At 31.9% G+C, this 21664-nt stretch carries 23 protein-coding genes and 2 tRNA genes; 19 read left to right on the top strand and 6 right to left on the bottom strand.

What is annotated here, in order from left to right; all coding sequences use genetic code 11:
* Positions 1-29: 29 nt before the first annotated feature.
* Together ACQ65T_RS06075 and ACQ65T_RS06070 are read left to right on the top strand one after the other, a co-directional pair.
* Positions 30-1529, top strand: a complete 1500-nt coding sequence (locus ACQ65T_RS06075) for a hypothetical protein (protein WP_430400197.1) — start codon at positions 30-32, stop codon at positions 1527-1529.
* Between the two features lie 152 nt (positions 1530-1681).
* Entirely contained in the window at positions 1682-2371 is a 690-nt protein-coding gene (locus ACQ65T_RS06070; protein ID WP_430400196.1) for a hypothetical protein, read from the top strand.
* A 2-nt stretch (positions 2372-2373) separates the two neighbouring features.
* On the opposite strand, the gene ACQ65T_RS06065 is transcribed toward ACQ65T_RS06070, so the two are convergent.
* Positions 2374-2700, bottom strand: coding sequence for a hypothetical protein (locus ACQ65T_RS06065; RefSeq protein WP_430400195.1), 327 nt, complete (start codon positions 2698-2700; stop codon positions 2374-2376).
* A gap of 125 nt (positions 2701-2825) precedes the next feature.
* Between ACQ65T_RS06065 and ACQ65T_RS06060 the strand changes: the two genes are divergently transcribed.
* The 6 genes from ACQ65T_RS06060 (at position 2826) to ACQ65T_RS06035 (ending at position 9127) form a co-directional block, all read left to right on the top strand.
* Complete coding sequence (locus tag ACQ65T_RS06060; RefSeq protein WP_430400194.1) at positions 2826-3008, top strand: DUF5522 domain-containing protein; 183 nt, start codon at positions 2826-2828, stop codon at positions 3006-3008.
* 255 nt (positions 3009-3263) lie between these two features.
* Complete coding sequence (locus tag ACQ65T_RS06055) at positions 3264-5249, top strand: urocanate hydratase (protein WP_430400193.1); 1986 nt, start codon at positions 3264-3266, stop codon at positions 5247-5249.
* 53 nt (positions 5250-5302) lie between these two features.
* A complete protein-coding gene (locus ACQ65T_RS06050) occupies positions 5303-5821 on the top strand; it encodes a DUF4136 domain-containing protein (protein WP_430400192.1) in 519 nt (172 codons plus the stop codon).
* Positions 5822-5920: 99 nt separating this feature from the next.
* Positions 5921-6922, top strand: coding sequence for a DUF6340 family protein (locus ACQ65T_RS06045; RefSeq protein WP_430400191.1), 1002 nt, complete (start codon positions 5921-5923; stop codon positions 6920-6922).
* Positions 6923-6999: 77 nt separating this feature from the next.
* Positions 7000-8757, top strand: a complete 1758-nt coding sequence (locus tag ACQ65T_RS06040) for an aromatic amino acid hydroxylase (RefSeq protein ID WP_430400190.1) — start codon at positions 7000-7002, stop codon at positions 8755-8757.
* Between the two features lie 61 nt (positions 8758-8818).
* Complete coding sequence (locus ACQ65T_RS06035; protein WP_430400189.1) at positions 8819-9127, top strand: rhodanese-like domain-containing protein; 309 nt, start codon at positions 8819-8821, stop codon at positions 9125-9127.
* Between the two features lie 30 nt (positions 9128-9157).
* Here the strand turns inward: ACQ65T_RS06035 and ACQ65T_RS06030 are convergent, their stop codons facing one another.
* The gene (locus ACQ65T_RS06030; RefSeq protein WP_430400188.1) at positions 9158-9787 is read right to left on the bottom strand and encodes a DUF4230 domain-containing protein; all 630 of its coding nucleotides are present in this window, start codon (positions 9785-9787) and stop codon (positions 9158-9160) included.
* 3 nt (positions 9788-9790) lie between these two features.
* Positions 9791-10735 carry a GSCFA domain-containing protein gene (locus ACQ65T_RS06025; RefSeq protein WP_430400187.1) on the bottom strand — a complete coding sequence of 315 codons (945 nt, stop codon included), beginning with the start codon at positions 10733-10735 and terminating at the stop codon, positions 9791-9793.
* 85 nt (positions 10736-10820) lie between these two features.
* On the opposite strand from ACQ65T_RS06025, the gene ACQ65T_RS06020 reads away from it, so the two are divergent.
* Positions 10821-11192 (top strand): RidA family protein, encoded by a 372-nt coding sequence (locus ACQ65T_RS06020; protein ID WP_430400186.1) that lies wholly within the window; start codon positions 10821-10823, stop codon positions 11190-11192.
* 54 nt (positions 11193-11246) lie between these two features.
* On the opposite strand, the gene alaS is transcribed toward ACQ65T_RS06020, so the two are convergent.
* Positions 11247-13895, bottom strand: a complete 2649-nt coding sequence (alaS, locus tag ACQ65T_RS06015) for an alanine--tRNA ligase (RefSeq protein ID WP_430400185.1) — start codon at positions 13893-13895, stop codon at positions 11247-11249.
* Positions 13896-14084: 189 nt separating this feature from the next.
* On the opposite strand from alaS, the gene ACQ65T_RS06010 reads away from it, so the two are divergent.
* The 5 genes from ACQ65T_RS06010 to ACQ65T_RS05990 are packed head-to-tail and all read left to right on the top strand — an operon-like array spanning position 14085 to position 17267.
* The gene (locus ACQ65T_RS06010) at positions 14085-15062 is read left to right on the top strand and encodes a M23 family metallopeptidase (protein WP_430400184.1); all 978 of its coding nucleotides are present in this window, start codon (positions 14085-14087) and stop codon (positions 15060-15062) included.
* Positions 15062-15391 (top strand): MerR family transcriptional regulator, encoded by a 330-nt coding sequence (locus ACQ65T_RS06005; RefSeq protein ID WP_264560474.1) that lies wholly within the window; start codon positions 15062-15064, stop codon positions 15389-15391. Before ACQ65T_RS06010 ends, ACQ65T_RS06005 begins: the two co-directional genes overlap by 1 nt.
* A gap of 12 nt (positions 15392-15403) precedes the next feature.
* Positions 15404-16021, top strand: a complete 618-nt coding sequence (locus tag ACQ65T_RS06000) for a LemA family protein (protein ID WP_430400183.1) — start codon at positions 15404-15406, stop codon at positions 16019-16021.
* Positions 16021-16458, top strand: a complete 438-nt coding sequence (locus ACQ65T_RS05995; protein WP_430400182.1) for a TPM domain-containing protein — start codon at positions 16021-16023, stop codon at positions 16456-16458. Before ACQ65T_RS06000 ends, ACQ65T_RS05995 begins: the two co-directional genes overlap by 1 nt.
* Entirely contained in the window at positions 16458-17267 is an 810-nt protein-coding gene (locus ACQ65T_RS05990) for a TPM domain-containing protein (protein WP_430400181.1), read from the top strand. Before ACQ65T_RS05995 ends, ACQ65T_RS05990 begins: the two co-directional genes overlap by 1 nt.
* Before the next feature lie 61 nt (positions 17268-17328).
* Here the strand turns inward: ACQ65T_RS05990 and der are convergent, their stop codons facing one another.
* The gene (gene der / locus ACQ65T_RS05985; RefSeq protein ID WP_430400180.1) at positions 17329-18639 is read right to left on the bottom strand and encodes a ribosome biogenesis GTPase Der; all 1311 of its coding nucleotides are present in this window, start codon (positions 18637-18639) and stop codon (positions 17329-17331) included.
* Positions 18640-18786: 147 nt separating this feature from the next.
* Here der and ACQ65T_RS05980 point away from each other — a divergent pair, with 147 nt between their 5' ends.
* A complete protein-coding gene (locus tag ACQ65T_RS05980) occupies positions 18787-19278 on the top strand; it encodes a hypothetical protein (RefSeq protein WP_430400179.1) in 492 nt (163 codons plus the stop codon).
* Here ACQ65T_RS05980 and era read toward each other — a convergent pair whose 3' ends face one another.
* Positions 19279-20163, bottom strand: coding sequence for a GTPase Era (gene era, locus ACQ65T_RS05975; protein WP_430400178.1), 885 nt, complete (start codon positions 20161-20163; stop codon positions 19279-19281).
* Between the two features lie 115 nt (positions 20164-20278).
* On the opposite strand from era, the gene ACQ65T_RS05970 reads away from it, so the two are divergent.
* The 4 genes from ACQ65T_RS05970 to ACQ65T_RS05955 all read left to right on the top strand — a co-directional run bounded on the left by ACQ65T_RS05970 (position 20279) and on the right by ACQ65T_RS05955 (position 21633).
* A tRNA-Met gene (locus tag ACQ65T_RS05970) sits at positions 20279-20351 on the top strand.
* A 33-nt stretch (positions 20352-20384) separates the two neighbouring features.
* Positions 20385-20457: transfer RNA gene (locus ACQ65T_RS05965), tRNA-Met, on the top strand.
* A 150-nt stretch (positions 20458-20607) separates the two neighbouring features.
* Positions 20608-21054, top strand: a complete 447-nt coding sequence (locus tag ACQ65T_RS05960) for a KTSC domain-containing protein (RefSeq protein WP_430400177.1) — start codon at positions 20608-20610, stop codon at positions 21052-21054.
* Between the two features lie 96 nt (positions 21055-21150).
* Positions 21151-21633, top strand: coding sequence for a DUF1761 domain-containing protein (locus ACQ65T_RS05955; protein WP_430400176.1), 483 nt, complete (start codon positions 21151-21153; stop codon positions 21631-21633).
* Positions 21634-21664: the final 31 nt, after the last annotated feature.

The following is a 21664-nucleotide window of genomic DNA, read 5'->3' as shown; positions in this document are numbered from 1 at the left end:
TTATTTTTTTAACTAAAAATACAAAGTATATGAAAAAAAATTTACTATTAATCACATTATTACTCCCGTTTACGTTTTTTGCTCAAGTAGGAGTAGGAACTACAACACCAGCTGGAGCTTTAGATGTAAGCTCTACTACACAAGGTATGATTCCTCCACGTGTAGCGTTAACAGCACTTAATGTTGCAGCACCTGTTGTTAATCCTCAAGGAGGTGCTTTAGTTGCTGGCACATTAATATGGAATACAGCAACTGCAGGAACAATTCCAAACAATGTGGTACCAGGTATGTATTATTGGGATGGAACAAGATGGATTTCTTTAGCAGGTTCACCAGGTGGATTAGATTGGTCATTATCAGGAAATACGGGAACTAACCCAGCAACTAACTATGTTGGTACTACAGATAATGTTCCTTTAATACTTAGAGCTAATAGTATAGAAAGAATAAGAATGGGAACAGCTGAAACTGTTATAAACGAAGATGCACAAAACTATGACTTTAGAGTTGAAGGAACTGGTGAACCAGAGATGTTTTTTGTAGATGCTAGTACTAATCACGTGCATGTTAGAGCCGCATCTCCATTCCCAACTATTGATATGTTTACATCTGTTGGACCTGCAAATGACTATCCTATTAACGGATACGCTTCTGGTCAAAGCAATGCTGCCATATATGGACAACATACAACAGCAGCAACTGGAACAAACATGAATGTCGCTGGAGCTTTTGATGGTTCAGGAAATGGTTTTTCAACTCAGCCAGGATGGAATGTAGGAGCTGTAGGTACAGGAACACAAGCTGGTTTAATAGGAACTGCAACAAACCCATCAAGCAATACTAATGCTAGACAAGGGGGTTATTTTTCAATAACAAATACAGCAAATATTCTTCAATCCACAGCAAGTATAGCAGGATATGACAATACTAACTCAATGTATTACGGAGGATACTTTGATGGAGGTCAAGATAGTGTTGGAGGTTTTATATCTAATCCTGCAGGAGATGTTAATGGAGATGCAAATACAACTGATTATGCATGGGTAGGTGTTCGATATTCTGGAACAAATTATAAAATAATGGGAGGAGGCTCAGTTTCTACAATTGTTAATGATGAGAATAACAAAGGAAGAATTTTATTTTGCCCTGAATCACCAGAAATAACATTTACAGATTCTGGAGTTGGTAGATTAGTGAACGGAATTGCCGAAATTAAAATTGACCCAATTTTAGCAAAGAATATTTTTGTTGACGAAAAACACCCATTAAAAGTTTTCATCCAATTAGAAGGAGATTGTAACGGTGTTTATGTTACAGAAAAATCTGCAAATGGGTTTGTGGTAAAAGAATTACAAGCAGGAAAATCAAATGTATCTTTCTCATGGCAATTAATTGCAAATAGAGCAGACAGTAAAACATTGGATGGAAAATTAATTTCTAAACATGTTGATGTAAGATTCCCTGACGCTCCAAAAAAACCAAAAAAACTTGAGCAAGGAACAAGTAAATCAATTAAAGACAAAAAATAATTTTTATATAAAACTATAAAATTTCCAAAAAGGCCTTTTCTTTAAATAGTTAAGGTCTTTTTCTTACAAAAAAAAGCTTATTATAACAATTTGACAATCAATTGTTATAATAAAATTAATATTTATATATTTGCGCTCAAATCTAACAAATTATGAGAACGAAAAAATTAATTATAGCACTAACAATTAGCTTAATAGCTCATTTTAGTGTAGCACAAGTAGGTATAGGAACTACTAACCCTCAACAAATGCTTCATGTTTCTGGTACAGCGGCAGGTCTTCAAACCATCCGAATTGATGACGTAGCTGTTACTGCAGGAGGAACTAATCCTGGAGAATTAGCAACATCTACCACATCTGCAAACAAAACTCTAGTAGTTGATAGCAATGGAGATATAAAGTCAAGATATATTTATGGAGACAACATGCAAAGCGTTGTTTTGTCAAGTGGTACTCAAACAATAACTAGCACATCACTAACAGATATTACTGGTGCAACTATAACATTTACACCAAGACACTCCGTAGTTTATTTATCATTTACAATAACTGGCTATAATCCTTTGACAACTTCTGGCTTAGACCCGCTTACTTGGTTTTCAGTTGGGGTTTCAAGAGGCGCAACAAACGTTGGCAACTTTTTAAGTTTAACAGGAACTTCAGACGACGTTACAGGTTCTGCAGGAGCTGCATCTATAACAGCGGCAAACTTTCCAATTACAGTTACTCCTGGAGTTTCAGTAACAATTAAGCTTCGAGGAAGAAATGGTGGAGTAAATAACAGTGATGGATTTAGAATTGATAGAACAAACTATACAAGTTATATGTCTATTCTAGATTAATACTACAAAAATTTATAAAATTTCCAAAAAGACCTTTGCTTTAAATAGTTAAGGTCTTTTTCATTTGCATATGCTTCACGCTCAAATGAAATATTTCTATAAGCTAAATTCCAGTTTTTATATTGAAAATAGCGCACTAAAAACTCTATTCCATACCAAATGTAAAAAGGAATAACCAACAACTCTAATTGTTGTCTAATGTGAATTTTTTCATGATTTAACAATATTAAATTTTCCTTAGATTTTCTTTCAGAAAATATAATAAATGGGAATAAAGATATACCCCTAAACCCTTTTGGTAATAAATATTTTAAAACGAGTACAATCATGAGTACAAAGTTGCTAAATTTCTTCTTAACTTAAACATTTAACCAAAGTAAAGAAGTAATCTTGATTAAAATAATTATTTTTGAAGTAAATTTAAAAACGACTCGCATTAAGTCGATTTGTAACTATGAATGAACAATTAAATCCAAATAATTTAAAAGAAGGTGAAGATTTCTATTACACACCCGAAGGATATAAATGCTTCACAGAAGTCTATCATCTAAAAAGAGGATATTGTTGTAAAAGTGGTTGCCGCCATTGTCCTTATGGATACGATAAAAAAACGGGAACTGTTAAGAAGACAAGTTAGACGACTTAGATATTTAGATATTTTAGAACATTAGATCTCTTAGAAAAGAAAATCAAAAAAAATGGACATTCAATTGTTTCGATATAGAATTAAAATTTATAAGTCCTACCACAGGGCAGATATTCGTTATCCCTAGTTTGTAATAGGTCGTGCCCTCCATTTCATTACGGTCGGGCTGAACGTGCTACACGGTAGCTCGCTCCCATCCCTCACGCAAAACAAAGTTACATTCACGAATTTCTAAACACACAAAAAATGACATTTAAAGAACAAATACAGCAAGGTATTCCTTCTGTTTTACCCCAAATAAAACCATACGAGTTAGCTATTAATCATGCGCCAAAGCGAAAAGAAATACTAACACACGAGGAAAAAACATTAGCCTTAAAAAATGCACTTCGTTATTTTGAAGCAAAACATCATGGAGAGTTAATTCCAGAATTTAAGGAAGAGCTAGAAAAATACGGCCGTATTTATATGTATCGCTTTCGTCCAGATTACGAAATGAAAGCTAGGCCAATTTCAGAATATCCTGGAAAAAGTGAACAAGCAAAAGCTATTATGTTAATGATTCAAAACAATTTGGATTATGCAGTTGCTCAACACCCACACGAATTAATTACTTATGGTGGCAATGGAGCGGTTTTTAGCAATTGGGCACAATACCTTTTAACCATGCAATACTTGTCTGAAATGACAGACGAGCAAACATTAACAATGTATTCGGGTCACCCAATGGGATTATTTCCATCGCATAAAGAAGCACCACGAGTTGTCGTTACAAACGGAATGGTTATCCCTAATTATTCACAACCAGATGATTGGGAAAAAATGAATGCTTTAGGGGTTTCTCAATACGGGCAAATGACAGCCGGAAGTTATATGTACATTGGTCCACAAGGAATTGTTCATGGAACTACTATTACCGTTTTAAACGGATTTAGAAAAATTAAAAAATCACCTTCTGGAGGATTATTTGTAACTTCAGGATTAGGCGGTATGAGTGGTGCTCAGCCAAAAGCAGGTAACATTGCTGGTTGTGTAACGGTTTGTGCAGAGGTAAATCCTAAAATCACAAAAATTCGCCACGAACAAGGCTGGATTAACGAAATTGTAGAGGATATTAATTTACTTGTTGCTCATGTTCGTAAAGCTTTAGAAAACAAAGAAGTAATTTCAATAGCTTATTTAGGAAATGTGGTTGATGTTTGGGAACGTTTTGATGAAGAAAATTTACATATTGATTTAGGTTCAGATCAAACTTCCCTACATAATCCATGGGCTGGTGGCTACTACCCTACTCAATTGACTTTTGAAGAAGCTAATGAGATGATGGCAAATAATCCTGAACAATTTAAAAAAGAAGTTCAAAGAACGCTACGTCAGCATGCAGCAGCAATTAATAAACATACAGCAAAAGGAACTTATTTCTTTGATTATGGAAATGCTTTCTTATTAGAAGCTTCTCGTGCAGGAGCCGATGTAATGTCTAAAAACCCAACATTAGGCAGAGAGTTTAAATATCCAAGTTATGTACAAGACATTATGGGGCCTATGTGTTTCGATTATGGATTTGGTCCATTTCGTTGGGTTTGTGCTTCTGGAAAACCTGAAGATTTAGCGAAAACAGATCAAATTGCATGTGATGTTTTAGAAGAAATGAAAAGAAATTCTCCTGAAGAAACTCAACAACAAATGGCCGATAATATTCAATGGATTAAAGGCGCGCAAGAAAATAAATTAGTCGTAGGTTCTCAAGCTCGAATTCTATATGCAGATGCGGAAGGAAGAGTTAAAATAGCCGAAGCTTTTAATAAAGCAATTGCAAATGGAGAAATTGGAACCGTAGTTCTAGGAAGAGACCATCATGATGTATCAGGAACCGATTCTCCTTATAGGGAAACTTCAAACATTTACGACGGATCAAGATTCACAGCCGATATGGCAATTCATAATGTTATTGGAGATAGTTTTAGAGGAGCTACATGGGTTTCAATACATAACGGCGGCGGAGTTGGTTGGGGAGAAGTAATAAACGGCGGTTTTGGTATGGTTCTTGATGGTAGTAAAGAAGCTTCAAAACGCTTAGCATCAATGCTTTTTTGGGATGTAAACAACGGAATTTCAAGAAGAAGTTGGGCAAGAAATGAAGGAGCTGTTTTTGCTATAAAAAGAGCTATGGAAACGCAACCTTTACTAAAAGTTACCATCCCTAATATAGTAGATGAATCATTATTATAGTTTAATAGGTTAGTGTTAACTTATTAAACGCTAACCTAAATAAAATAAATGCTATGAAAACAATTAAACTATTACCAGTATTGGCTTTTTTTATTTTAGCCTCATGCAGTTCTGTAAGAGTTAATTCAGATTACGATAAAAAAGTAAACTTTGAAAATTACAAAACGTATGCTTTTTTAAAAAGCGGAGTTGATAAAGTAGAAATTTCTGATTTAGACAAAAAAAGAATTTTACGATCTATAGACGATGTAATGGCAACTAAAGGCTTTACAAAAGATTCAAATCCTGACTTGTTAATTAGTATTTTTACGAAAGAGAAGGAACGTGTAGATGTTTATAATTCTTTCGGATTTGGTTGGGGATGGAATCCATGGTGGGGAATGAACTACACAAATGTTTCAACAACACCAGAAGGCGTATTATTTATCGATTTGATTGACTCTAAGACAAAAGAATTAGTTTGGCAAGGTGAAGGAAGCGGGTATCTAACAAAAGACACACATAAAAAAGATGAAAGGATATATACTTTTGTAAGTAAAATTCTTGAACAATACCCTCCAAATAAAAAATAAAATCTAAATTTATGACCGTAACGTAATGTTACGGTTTTTTTTATTATTAAATTATCATGAAAAAAAAAATACATATTACTACTTTTTTTAACGTCTTTATTGTTAGGGTCTTGTAGCGCAACAAGTACATTAACCCTTAATGTTAAACAACCCTCAACAGTTTACCTTTCTAAAGAGGTTAAAAATATTGGAATTCTCAATCGAAGTCAACCTTCAATTAAATATAATAAATTTGATGCTCTAGATAAAATTCTCACAGCTGAAGAAAAGAATTTAGATAAGAATGGAGCTGAAGAATCTTTAAAAGGATTACAACAGTCCTTAGAAAACAATAGTAGATTCGAAAATGTTATTCAAATTGATAGTCTTATTTTTAAAGAATATGGAATTGATCGATTTTCTCCTTTATTAAACAATAATGACATTGCTAAAATTTGTACTAAATATAATATTGACGCATTTTATGAACTTTCATTTTATGATACAGATGCTGTAATTAATTACAAAACAGTTACCAATCAAAAAGTAAATACTTTTGGAATTAAGATTCCAATTATAGAACATCAAGTTACTATTAATACTTTAATAAAAACAGGCTGGAGACTTTATGACAATATAAACAAACAAGTTTCAGATCAATATACTACAGCAAACAACTTCGTAGTAACTGGAAACGGTATAAACCCAGTAAAAGCTTATGAAACTATAGCTAACCGAAAAGATGAAGTAAATAGAATAAGTAAAAGTAATGGCCTGCAATATGGCAATCAATTATTACCTTATACTATTAGAGAAAGACGTTTATATTTTGTTAAAGGAAATGACAACTTCAAAACGGCTCAAAGAAAAGCACAAACAGGAGACTGGGATGGAGCTGGAATAATTTGGAAAAAAGAAACCACTAATACTAATCCTAAAATTGCAGGAAGAGCTTATTATAATATGACTATAATTAGTGAGATAAACGGTGATTTAGATGAAGCTATTAATTGGGCTTCAAAATCGTACTCTGATTTTAACATTAAAGAAGGGCTACAATATGTAAAAATCCTAAAAAGCAGAGTTAATAAAAACAAAATACTTGAAGCTGAAAAAATATAAAATTACAGGTTAGAATTACGTTGCAATCTCTCTAAACATTTTGTATTTTTACAACATTAAGCAATACAATTTACACTATGAATTCTGCAATTGAAAGTAACCCATTAATAGATAGGCTTCCTAGTCATCTTAAACAATTTATTAAACCGCAAGAATATAGCGACTACACACCAATCAACCAAGCTGTTTGGCGTTATGTAATGCGTAAAAATGTTGATTATCTTTCAAAAGTTGCACACAATTCTTACTTAGAAGGCTTAAAAAAAACTGGGTTAGAAATTGATAACATTCCAAATATGTATGGAATGAATCGAATCCTAAAAGAAATAGGCTGGGCCGCAGTAGCCGTTGACGGTTTTATTCCGCCTAATGCATTTATGGAATTCCAAGCTTATAATGTTTTAGTTATAGCTTCAGATATTAGACAGTTAGAACATATTGAATATACTCCGGCACCAGACATCATTCATGAAGGCGCTGGACATGCTCCTATTATTGCAAATCCAGAATATGCTGAATATTTAAGAAGGTTTGGAGAAATTGGATGCAAAGCCATCTCTTCTTCTCATGATTATGAAATGTACGAAGCTATTCGATTATTATCTATATTAAAAGAAGCAGAAGACACCCCTCAGGAAGAAATTGACAAAGCAGAAGCTCAAGTTGAATTTCTCCAAAACAATATGGGTGAATTATCTGAAATGGCTCAAATTAGAAATCTTCATTGGTGGACCGTTGAATATGGTTTAATTGGAACTGTAGAAAACCCAAAAATTTACGGTGCAGGGTTACTTTCTTCAATAGGTGAAAGTGAATGGTGTATGACGGATAATGTAAAGAAAATACCTTACGATATTTCAGCAGCTCAACAAAGTTTTGATATCACAAAACCTCAACCTCAATTATATGTAACTCCTGACTTTGCCCATTTAAGTTCGGTTCTTGAAGAATTTGCTAATAAAATGGCTATTAGAAGAGGAGGATTGTCTGCTATAAAAAAATTAGTAGATTCTAAAAGTATTGGAACTATTGAATTGAGTACGGGATTACAAATATCAGGTGTATTTACAAATGTTATTGAGAACGACGGAAAGCCAGTTTATATTCAAACTACAGGTAAAACGGCATTAGCATACAGAGAGAAAGAATTAGTAAGTCACGGAACAGAATATCATGCTGATGGTTTTGGCTCACCAATTGGCAAATTAAAAGGCATTAACATCGCAATTGAAGATATGAGCCCTAGAGACTTAAGTGCTTATGATATTTATGAAGAAAAAGCGGTAACATTAGAATTTGAAGGCAATATAAAAGTTAGCGGTGAAATTGTAACAGGAACAAGAAATTTACACGGAAAAATTCTCATCATAAAATTTAAAAACTGTACTGTAACTCAAGGTGATACTATTTTATTTCAACCTGAATGGGGTATTTATGATATGGCTGTGGGTAAAGATGTAATTTCTGCTTACTCTGGCCCTGCTGATGTTAATAGTTTTGATTTAATAACTCATGTTCCTTCATCAACAACAATAAAACCAAAATTTTCAGATTCTAGAATTGAGTTAGAAGGATTATACAATAGTGTTAGAGAAATTAGAGAAAATAAGGTTTCTAGCTTAACCTTGAATAGTATTTTTGAAAAAATAAAAAAGAATCACCCAAAAGACTGGTTGTTATCTGTTGAAATTGCAGAACTTTGTAAAGAATCAAATAACAATTCATTATTGGAAGACGTAATTTCTCATTTAAACAATATAAAAAATCAACGTCCCGAAGTTGCTAAACTAATTAATAATGGATTAGGTTTAATTTTAGAATCAGAGAAAATATAATGTAACTTAAGTTACTAATTGAATTTATCAATACATATATATTTGTTGAAAAATAATACTTATGGGAATTTTAGATTTATTAGGCTTAGGAAATAAAACAAATGACATTCAAGAATATGTTGAAAAAGGCGCTGTTATTTTAGACGTTAGAACTACAGAAGAATATAATGACGGACATATTGAAGGTTCAAAAAACATTGCACTTCAAGTTTTACATAGTAAGATTTCAGAAATTAAAAAATGGAATAAACCAGTAATTGCTTGTTGTAGATCTGGAGTAAGAAGCGCTCAAGCCACTTCAATTCTTAAAGAAAATGGAATTGATTGTATTAACGGTGGTGGCTGGACAAGTCTTCAAAGTAAATTATAAAAAAAAGCCCTGCACATGCAGGGCTTTTTTTTATAATTTAAATTCATTTTTATCATTTATAGTTTCGCCATTATATATTAATGTCCAACCTAAAGTATTAGTTACAATTAACATTTTTGACAACTCAGATAGTAATCTATTTTTCGCATTTGACTTCAAAGATGATTTTTCAATTTTCTTAGTTAAATTTATCTTTGCTATTTTACTAATCTTATTATAATCTGAAGGAGAGAACTCATTAAAACTGCTAAATTCTATGTCATAATACTTAATGTCTGGACTAATTTTAATTTCTTCTTTTGGAATACTTAATATAGTAACGGTTTTCTTTTCTTCATCTACATCATATTGAACTAAGCTTAAATCAAAACCTACGGTAACATCAGCATTGATTACTACAATAGCTTTTTTATCAAAAGATAAACCCGGAACATACGTTTCTTTTTTGTCTTTATAAGTCATTACCTCAGCGAAATGACCTTCGGTTACAACCAACTTCCCTACATTTTTAATTTGTTGTTGAATTAAACTGGTATCATATTCAATAGATGACGAAGATTTTTTACCAAAAAAGAATTTATATCCAAAAAAAAGTACCAAGCCTAAAAGAGCAAGAACTATCCACTTTCTTATCTCTGAAATAGTATTAAAAAAGTTCATTGTTTAAAATTTAATTTGCGGAAACCTTTCAGCTAAATTAGTCATTTTATCGTTCAAATTTTGAAGAAACTTTCTATGGTTTTCAGAATCGGGATTAAATGGTTTATGCTTCAATGCTTTTTGAATACTACATACTTCATTCTTAGTTTCAAACTCGGTTTCAGAAACATAATTTTCAAAGAATTTTATCCATATATAATCAATAGCAACTTGGTTTGGATGCAACATATCAGAATTATAAAAACGATAGTCGCGCAATTCGTCCATCATAATTTCGTATGACGGGAAATAATTTATAGGTTTTATTTTCTGGGTTGAATGAATTGCAGAAATTAAATGTGCTTTACTTAATGTATTTTCTACAAATCCATCTTTTATGTGTCTAACTGGTGAAACGGTAAAAATGAAACTACAATTAGAATTTACTTTTTGAATTAAATCAATTGAATTTTGAATAGATACTTCAATAGTTTCAATCGAAAGTAATTCTTTTTTAAATTGTTTTTGCGGCACTTTATGACAATTGGCAACTACATCGTTAGTTTCCAAATTTCGATAGACCCATGAGGTTCCGTAAGTAATTATTAGATGAGAAGTTTGAATTAAAAAATTGAAAGATTGAAAGATTAAAAGATTTAATTCTTTTAAAAAATCTTCTTTATTGGAATTTGACAATTCAGAATGCACTTCATAACAATGCCATAAATCATTATGAAAAAAAATGTCTTTTTCCGTGAATTCAATTTTGTTTACAATTCGATTTAGCAATTTTTCAATTGAAACCGGATTAAATATAATACCGAAAGGATTAACTGTATTCTGAAATTTAAAATAATTAAACTTTTCACCCATATTTTCCGCAAAACAAGAACCCAATGACATAATTTTCGAATTATAATCTATTGGAGCATTACTTTTAGGAATTGTAATTTTTGTTGTAAACTGCAAGTGTGTAAGTTTTAAGTCCAAATTTAATTTAGTTTTACTAAAAAAACTACTATTTTTAATTTTCATTTAGATTTACACAAAAAAGATGATTAAAAAAGGATACATTGACCCAAATGAAGGGTTTTCTCAAACTGTTGTTGTAACAACAGGCAACTACAAGACTTTATATATTTCTGGTCAAATTGGTAATGGAAAAAATTTAGAAGAACAAACTATCGCAACATTTCAAAATATAGCTAGCCAACTTAAAAAATGTAACGCAACTTTTAAAGATGTTGTAAAAATGAACACTTATATTGTTAATTTTAATCCTGAAATAGATTTACCAATTTTTAGAAAAATTAGAAAAGAGTTTTTAGGTAATGAAAATTACCCTGCAAGTACTTTAGTAGGAATTGAGGCTTTAGGTAAGAAAGAATGGCTGATTGAAATTGAAGCAATTGCGGTAACTGAATAAAAAAAGCTCTGAATCAGTTCAGAGCTTTATTATTTTAAAACAATATTTAAAGTTTTACTTTACAAAATCAACTGCTTTTTCCAAAGCTTCTTTTATCCCATCAATATTTTTTCCACCAGCAGTTGCAAAGAACGGTTGTCCACCACCACCACCTTGGATGTATTTTCCTAATTCACGAACTACTTGTCCGGCATTTAAACCTTTTGCTTCTACTAATTCTTTTGAAATGTAGCAAGTTAATATTGGTTTATCATCAGTTGCAGTTGCTAAAACTAAGAATAAATTGGCTTCGCTATTTCCTAATTCATAAGCTAAATCTTTTGCTCCATTTGCATCTAAATCGACTTGAGCAGCTAAGAATTTAACTCCTTTTACTTCTCTAATTTGAGCAGCTAAATCTCCTTTTAAACCTTTTGCTTTATCTTTCAATAGTTGCTCAACTTGTTTTTTCAACTTAGCATTTTCATCTTGTAATGAAACTACCGCTTTGATTGTATCTTGAGGATTTTTCAACGTCTCTTTTATTTCAGCTAACGTATTTTCTTGATTAGCAAAATAAGCTCTAACACCATCACCAGTAATTGCTTCAATACGACGAATTCCTGCCGCAACAGCACCTTCTGACGTGATTTTAAAAGACCAAATATTTGCTGTGTTTGCAACGTGAATTCCACCACAAAGTTCCATTGAATCTCCGAATTTTATCGCACGAACATTATCACCATATTTTTCCCCAAATAAAGCCATTGCTCCTTCATCCAAAGCTTGTTGAATTGGAATACTTCTTCTCTCAATTAACGGAATTTGCTCTTGAATTCTTTGGTTTACAAAATCTTCTACTTGCTTGATTTCTTCATCTGTTACTTTAGAAAAATGAGAAAAGTCGAAACGCAAATAATTTGGGTTAACCAATGAACCTTTTTGCTCCACATGAGTTCCTAAAATAGTTCTCAAAGCCAAATGCATTAAATGCGTAGCTGAATGATTTTTAGAAGAAGCTGATCTTAAATCGGTATTTACTTTCGCCACAAAACTTGCTGAAATGTTTTCAGGCAATTTTTTAGCAATATGTAATATTAAATTATTTTCTTTTTTAGTATCAATAATTTCAATGGTTTCATTAGCAGACACTAAAACTCCTTTATCACCAACTTGCCCACCACCTTCTGGATAAAATGGAGTTGCATCTAAAACAATTTGGTATAAAACACCATCTTTTTTAGAATCTACTTTACGAATACGAGTGATTTTTACTTCATTTTCCGTTTGGTCATAACCTACAAAAGTTTCTGTATTTCCATCCACTAGTATTTTCCAATCATCCGTTGAAACTTCAGAAGCTGCACGCGAACGACTTTTTTGTTCTTGCATTGCTTTATCAAATCCAGCTTCGTCTAAATCAAAACCTCTTTCTCTTAAAATTAAGGCAGTTAAATCAATTGGAAACCCGAAAGTATCATATAATTCAAATGCTTTTGCACCATCCACTTGTTTGCCTTTTGTATTTGCAATTACGTTATCTAATAATTGTAGTCCTTGATCTAAAGTTCTTAAAAAAGAAGCTTCTTCTTCACGAATTACATTAGTTACTAAAGTCTGTTGTGTTTTAATTTCCGGGAAAAATTCTCCCATTTGATTAGCCAAAACAGCAACCAATTCATAAATAAAAGGTTCTTTCGTTCCTAAAAATGTAAATCCGTAACGAATAGCACGACGCAAAATTCTACGAATTACATAACCTGCTCCTGTATTTGAAGGCAATTGTCCATCTGCAATAGCAAAAGCAACCGCTCGAACGTGATCTACAATAACACGAATGGCTATATTCGTTTTGTTTTGCTCTTCTGACTCTTCGTCTACGCTCAGAGTGACATTATTAGGTGTATATCTTAAGCCTGTAATTGATTCTACTTTTTCGATTAGCGGTGTAAAAACATCTGTATCGTAATTAGAAGTAACGTTTTGCATTGCCATACACAAACGCTCAAATCCCATTCCGGTATCAACATGTTGCGCTGGCAATTTTTCTAATGAACCATCTGCTTTACGGTTGAATTCCATAAATACATTGTTCCAAATTTCCACTACTTGAGGGTGATCTGCATTTACTAATGAAAAACCTGAAACTTTTGCACGCTCTTCATCGGTACGTAAATCGATATGAATCTCTGAACAAGGACCACAAGGACCTTGATCTCCCATTTCCCAGAAATTATCTTTTTTATTTCCTTTAATGATTCGGTCTTCACTTACAAATTGTTTCCATAAGTCGAATGCTTCTTGATCAAAAGGTACATTTTCTGATGGATTACCTTCAAAAACAGAAACATATAAACGGTCTTTGTCTAATTTCAACACTTCTGTTAAAAATTCCCAAGCCCAAGAAATAGCTTCTTTTTTGAAATAATCTCCAAAAGACCAGTTTCCAAGCATTTCAAACATCGTGTGATGATAGGTATCAAAACCAACATCTTCTAGGTCGTTATGCTTTCCTGAAACACGAAGACATTTTTGAGTATCAGCAATTCTATTACTTTTAGGAATTGCGTTTCCTAAAAAATATTCCTTGAACTGAGCCATTCCCGAGTTATTAAACATTAACGTTGGATCGTCTTTTAAAACAATTGGCGCAGAGGGAACAATTAAATGTTCTTTGCTTTCAAAGAATTGTAAATACTGCTTACGAATGTCTTGTGATTTCATCTTTATTTTTTGATTTTCATTTTGATAACATTTTATTGCTATCAAATCTATATTTATTTTTTACAAGGATATTTAACAAACAAAAAGTTTCACATTAAATAATAGTATAAAACGTAACATTTATTAAATTTGTTCGTATAACCATTGTAAACCAATTTTTAACTGGTGCAAAAATAGTAATTTTAGAACATGTCTAAAGTAAAATATTATTATGATGCTGAAAATTTAGCATATAAACGTATAAAAACGAAAAAACGAAAAAAAGTTGGTTACATTTTCTTGTTTTTATTATCATCATTACTGTTTGGTTTTTTATGTTTAGTCTTATTGATAAACACTCCTTATTTTGAAACTCCAAAAGATAAATTACTTACAGGAGAATTAGAATCAATGAAGTTAAACTATAAATTATTGAATCGAAAAATGGACTTAATGACTGATGTTTTAAGTGCAATTGAAGAGAGAGATAATAATATTTATAGAATTTACTTTAACACTTCACCTATACCAGACGAACAAAGAAAAGCTGGTTTTGGAGGAACAAATAGATATAAAGATTTAGAAGGGTTTAATAATTCTGAATTGGTAATCAACACCAATAAAAAAGTTGATATGCTTACAAAAGAATTAGTAATTCAATCTAAGTCACTTGATGAAATTGTTGCATTAGCTAAACAAAAAGAAAAATTATTAGCCGCGATTCCAGCAATTCAACCGGTTAAAAATGAAGATTTAAAAAGAATGGCTTCGGGTTTTGGATACAGAAGTGATCCTTTTACAAAAATTAGAAAATTTCATTACGGAATGGATTTTACTGCTAAATCAGGAACACCTATTTATGCTACAGGAGATGGAGTTGTTTTAAAAGCTGATAATTCACTTTCAGGATATGGAAATCATATTGAAATAAACCACGGTTATGGCTATGTAACTTTATATGCCCATTTAAGTAAATACAATTGCAAACGCGGTCAAAAAGTAAAAAGAGGTGACATTATAGGATATGTAGGAAGTACTGGACGAAGTGAAGCGCCCCATTTACATTATGAAGTAATTAAAGGAAAAGAAAAAATTAATCCGTTGAATTTTTATTACGGGAGTATTTCTGCTCAAGAATATGTTGAAATTACAAAACTTGCCAATCAAGAAAACCAATCTTTAGACTAATGCATTTAGAATTACCAGAGAAAAGATATTACAGCATTGGCGAAGTTGCTAAAGCATTTGATGTTAACGCATCGCTAATTCGTTTTTGGGAAAAAGAATTTGATATTATAAAACCCAAGAAAAATGCAAAAGGAGATCGAAAATTTACTCCAGAAGACATAAAAAACCTTCAACTTATTTTTCATTTGGTTAAAGAAAGAGGTTTTACGCTTGATGGTGCAAAAATACATTTGAAAGAAAACCAAAAGAAAACCTTAGACAAATTTGAAATCATTAGAAAATTAGAAACTATAAAATCACAATTAACAAATCTTAAAAATCAACTTTAAAAAATTAAACTTATGAAAAAATTCTTACCGTGGATTATAGCAGTCGTAGTTATATTTGGAATGTACAGCTATGTAAAAGGAATTAATAATAACGCAATTACTTTAGATCAAAGTGTACAAGAGGCCTGGGGAAATGTAAATACATCTTACCAAAGAAGAAATGATTTAATTGGCAACTTAGTTAAAACCGTTAAAGGTGCTGCTGATTTTGAAAAATCAACTTTAGAAGCTGTAATTAACGCACGCTCAAAAGCAACATCTGTTACTATTGATCCTACAAATATTACACCAGAACAATTAGCGCAATTTAATCAAGCGCAAAGCGGTGTTTCATCTGCTTTATCTCGTTTATTGGTTACAGTTGAGAGATATCCTGATTTAAAAGCAAATCAGAATTTCTTAAAATTACAAGACGAGTTAGCAAGTACTGAAAATCAAATTTTAACAGCTAGAACTCGTTTTAACGAAGCTGTAAAACCATACAACAACCACATTAAAATTTTTCCAAACAATTTATTTGCAAACATGTTTGGTTTTAAAGAAAAAGCATATTTCGAAGCGGTTGCTGGTGCAGAAAAACCAGTTGACGTAGAATTTGATTTTGGAAACGACAAAGAAGAAACAAAATAATGTCTAAAACCGAAGATTTCTTAACCAAAGAGGAAGAACAAGAAATTGTTCAAGCTATAGTTACAGCCGAAAAAAACACTTCGGGAGAAATTCGCGTGCACATTGAAGAAACATCTGAAAAACCTCCTATCGAAAGAGCTAAGGAGGTTTTTTCTTCACTTGAAATGCATAAAACAGAAGCTAGAAATGGCGTGTTATTTTATATAGGAGTTGCTAATAAAAGCTTTGCAATTTTAGGTGATGAAGGAATAAATAATGTTGTTGAAGCTGACTTTTGGGACTGTACAAAAGATATTGTTTTAGAGCATTTTAAAAATAAAGAATTTAAGAAAGGTTTAGTTGAAGGCATTTTAAGAGCAGGTGAAAAATTAAAACATTATTTCCCATATCAGTCAGACGACACCAATGAACTTTCTAATGAAATATCAAAAGGATAATGGCAAACTTAGTATTTAAATTAATTCGTTTTTTTGTAATTCTAACCACATTGCTATTTCATTATATTGGTTTTTCTCAATTCAACATCCCAGATGTTCCAAAATTTCAAACGAGTGTATATGATTATGCAAACGTTTTATCTGCTTCAGAAAAGCAACAATTAGAAGAAAAACTAATTCATTTTTCCGATTCAACAACTACACAAATTGTAGTGATAATCATTGAAAGCCTTAAAGGTGAAGATATTGGAATTCTTACTCCTAAGTGGGGACAAGAATGGGGAATTGGTGGAACAGAAAAAAATGACAATGGTGTCATAATTTTATTAGCTAGAGACGAACGTAAAATATGGATTTCGCCTGGTTATGGCTTGGAACAATATTTATCTGCAGGAATAACTGGCGAAATTGTTAGAGACATAATTATACCTGAATTTAAAGCAGGAAGTTATTATAACGGACTAAATGCCGGTACTGACGCTATTTTTGAAGTTATTAAAGGAACTTACAAAGGAACTCGCAAACAAAACAATAAAGGAAGTGGAATTCCTGTTTTCATTTTCATTTTCTTTATAATTGTTCTTATCATTTTAATATCAAAAAATAAAGGAAACGGTAACAACAAAGGAACTGGTGGTTTTGGCGGTCCTAGCCTAATGGATGTAATTATCTTAAGTAGTCTTGGTCGTGGAAACGGCGGAGGAAGTTTTGGTGGTGGCTCGTCAGGAGGAAGTTTTGGTGGTGGAGGATTTGGAGGTGGCTTTGGCGGCGGCGGATTCTCTGGCGGTGGAGCTGGCGGAAGTTGGTAAACCAATTAACATAATAAATTAAAAAAAACTCGTTAGAAAATCTAACGAGTTTTTTTTGTAATTATTTCTGTCTAAAATAAATATCTATTGGTACTCCACTAAAGTTATATTCTTGTCGCAATTGATTTTCAATAAATCGCTTATATGGTTCTTTTACATATTGTGGTAAATTCGCAAAGAAAACAAACTGAGGCGTTGCTGTTGGTAATTGCATACAATATTTAATTTTCACATATTTACCTTTTAATGCTGGTGGTGGCATACGCTCAATAATAGGCAACATGGTATCGTTAAACTTAGAAGTTGAGATACGTTGTTTTCTATTTTCAAAAACTTCAACAGCAGCTTCTAATGCTTTTAATAAACGTTGTTTTGTAAGAGCCGAAACGAATAAAATTGGCACATCGGTAAAAGGTTTTAATTCTTCACGAATGCGTGCTTCATATTCTTTAGTAGACATGGTATCTTTTTCAATTAAATCCCACTTATTTACTAAAATTACAATTCCTTTTCTGTTTTTTTCAGCTAACCAAAAGATACTTTGATCTTGACCTTCAAATCCTCTCGTAGCATCAATCATTAAGATACAAACATCACTATGTTCAATTGCTCTTACCGAACGCATTACTGAGTAAAATTCTAAATCTTCTTTTACTTTAGCTTTTCTACGAATTCCGGCAGTATCCACTAATTTAAATTCAAATCCAAAACGATTATAAGTCGTATCAATAGCATCACGAGTTGTACCTGCAATATCCGTAACCACAAAACGCTCTTCCCCAATTAATGCATTGATAAAAGATGATTTTCCAGCGTTTGGACGACCAACAACTGTAAAACGAGGTAATGGATTTTCTTCTACAACTGCTTCTGGCATTTCAGGCAACGCTTCAACAAGAGCATCTAACAAATCTCCAGTTCCACTTCCACTCATACCTGCAATTGTATAATATTCGCCTAAACCTAAATTATAAAATTCAACAGCGTCTTTTTCACGCATTGCATTATCTACTTTGTTTACAGCAATTAAAATAGGTTTTGTCACTTTTCTAAGAAGTTTTGCAACTTCCGAATCCATTGGAGTAATACCCTCTTCAACATCAACCATAAAAATAATAGCGTCTGCTTCATCAATAGCTAATTCTACCTGACGGCGAATTTCACCTTCAAAAACATCATCTGAACCTTTAATATAACCTCCAGTATCAATAACAGAAAACTCTTTTCCATTCCATTCACTCTTCCCGTAATTTCTATCACGTGTAACTCCACTAACCGAATCCACAATCGCATCTCTACGCTGAATTAAACGATTAAACAAAGTAGACTTACCTACATTTGGCCTTCCTACTATGGCAACAATATTATTCATACTCCTATTTTTGAATTTGCAAAGGTAGTTTTTTTTGTTGATTTCTATAATTACTATTGACTCTAATTCTAAACTATATTATTTAGATTGCTAATCTTATAATATAATATTATTTTTTGTACCTTGTTAATGGTTAATTTTTTACAAATGAGTTTAGACAAAGAAATCAAATTACGCTATCGGTTTTACAAAGTTTCCGAGAAACCTATTCCTATTTTAATAGAAAATTTTAAAAAATTAAAAGAAAAATTAAATCCAGATTACAAAATTAAAATATTAGACAATCATATTTGGCTAAGTATTGGCGTGTTAAAACGCGAAAAACATTCTCCGCAATTACATCTTGAATTAGAAGAAATGGAAGATGGAAAAACCGCTGTTAATGGCCTTTTTGGCCCTGATCCTGTTCTCTGGACAATGTTTATGTTTTTACATTTCATTGTTGGAGGAATTTTTATAATCTTCAGCTTAATCTGTTATTCGAAATGGAGGCTCAATCAAAATTTTAATTTTGACATTTCAATCATGATTGCGATGATTGGTTGCTGGATTATACTTTATCTTTTCGCAAGAATAAACAGAAGAAAAGGATTGCCTCAAATGGACGAACTTGAAGAAATACTCAATAAAGAAATTTAGTTACTTATTATTATAACCAAAACGTTTTAACTGATAAGCACTTGTTCGCCAGTCTTTATTGACCTTCACATATGTTTCTAAATGGATTTGTTTACCAAAGAATTTTTCCAAATCAGCTCTAGCTTGTATTCCAACTCTTTTTAAAGCCGAACCTTTATGCCCAATGATGATTCCTTTTTGAGAATCACGCTCAACCATAATTACTGCTCTTACTCTAATAATTTTTTCATCTTCGATAAATTCCTCCGTTTCAATTTCAACTGCATATGGAATTTCTTTATCGTAATTTAATAATATCTTTTCTCTGATTATTTCGTTAACAAAAAAACGTTCTGGTTTATCTGTTAAAGTATCTTTTGGATAAAAGGCAGGAGAAACAGGCAATAACTCTACAATCCTATCAAAAACCATTTGAACATTAAAATTCTCTAATGCAGAAATAGCAAAAATCTCGGCATTTGGAACCTTTTCGGACCACAATTCAACTTGTTCGTCTAATTGCTCTTGATTTGATTTATCTATTTTATTTAAAATTAATAAAACGGGTATTTTAGAATGAATAATTTTATTAAAAAATGCTTCGTCTTTTAACTCCTTCTCTCCTATTTCAACCATGTAAATAAGCACATCAGCATCTTCAAAAGCGCTTTTTACAAAATCCATCATCGATTTTTGCATTTCATAGGCTGGCTTAATAATACCAGGAGTATCTGACAATATCATTTGAAAATCATCTCCGTTAACAATTCCAAGTATTCTATGACGAGTTGTTTGTGCTTTACTAGTAATAATCGATAAACGCTCTCCAACAAAAGCATTCATTAAAGTAGATTTACCAACGTTTGGGTTACCAATAATATTTACAAAGCCAGCTTTATGATCCATTCTTTACTTATTTATTGTGCAAAGGTAGTCATATCAGCCGAATAGAAGAAATAAAAGAATATTTATTAAAAACCTTGTATATTCAAATAATCATTGTATTTTTGCACTCACAAATCGCGGGATAGAGCAGTAGGCAGCTCGTCGGGCTCATAACCCGAAGGTCACAGGTTCGAGTCCTGTTCCCGCTACTAAGTTATTTATTGAGAATACAAAACGCACATCGCGGGATAGAGCAGTAGGCAGCTCGTCGGGCTCATAACCCGAAGGTCACAGGTTCGAGTCCTGTTCCCGCTACTAAAGAAAGCTTTCTAGAAATAGGAAGCTTTTTTTATGCAATTAAAAATAATTAGTCTAACTAGTTAATTTATAATACCTTTGCACGAAATTTAAAAAATAGTAAAAACTGCTTTTAAAGAAAAGCACTTTATTTCCCTGATTATGAATATGAAAAAAATTGTTGAGTATAGAAAATTACTTAACGTAACAAAAGATGCTACTTTAAAAGAATTGAAGTCAATTTACAGAAACAGTATGAAAGAAAACCATCCTGATAAATTTACGGATGAAGCTGATAAATTAGCAGTAGAAGAATTAAGCACTTCAACTATTGAGGCGTACCATTTTTTAGTTAGTATTGCTCCAGAAACTTTAGAAAAAGACAAAGCAGAATATACAAAAACAACTACATCAGTAAATATTTTAGATTTCTACATGGAAAAAACAGTTCTATATGTTCATTTTCTTGATGGAAGCAAATATGAATATTTTGGTGTTCCTAAAAATACATATATAAAAATGGTTAACGCTGAATCACCAAGTAGATTTGCGAGACGTCATATTTACAATAATTTCTTATACAGAAGCGCTAGCAAACTGGTCGCTGCTGAATAATTTTAAAAAAGCCTTTCTTTCGAAAGGCTTTTTTAAAATTATTCAACAATTGTTAATTTTCGTATATTTGGTTAAACCAATTTTAAAAACAATCATATGGAAATTAATTTTTATGCAATTTTAGCAGCTGCTTTATCAAGCTTTGTCGTTGGATTTATCTGGTACAACCCAAAAGTTTTTGGCACTATTTGGATGAAAGAAATTGGAATGACTGATGAAAAAGCCAAAGAAGGTAACATGTTAAAAATTTTTGGACTTACTTTTGTTTTCGCTTTTTTATTGGCTTTTTTTATGCAACCTCTAACAATACATCAATTTTCTGCCCTCGGAATGGTAGGAGGCGATGCTGTTAGCGCAAAACCTTCATATGGTGAATTTATGAATGATTATGGTGATGCTTTTAGAACTTTTAAGCACGGTGCATTTCATGGAATATTAGCAGGACTATTCATCTCTTTACCTGTTATAGCCACAAACTGTTTATTTGAACAAAAATCATTTAAATACGCTGCAATAACTTCAGGATATTGGATAGTAGTAATGTCAATAATGGGTGGAATAATCTGCGCTTGGAAATAAAAATCAATAAATGTTACCTCTTTAACATTTT

The organism is Flavobacterium sp. (assembly GCF_965284515.1).
Lineage (GTDB): Bacteria > Bacteroidota > Bacteroidia > Flavobacteriales > Flavobacteriaceae > Flavobacterium.
This window is presented reverse-complemented; position numbering and strand designations above follow the sequence as displayed.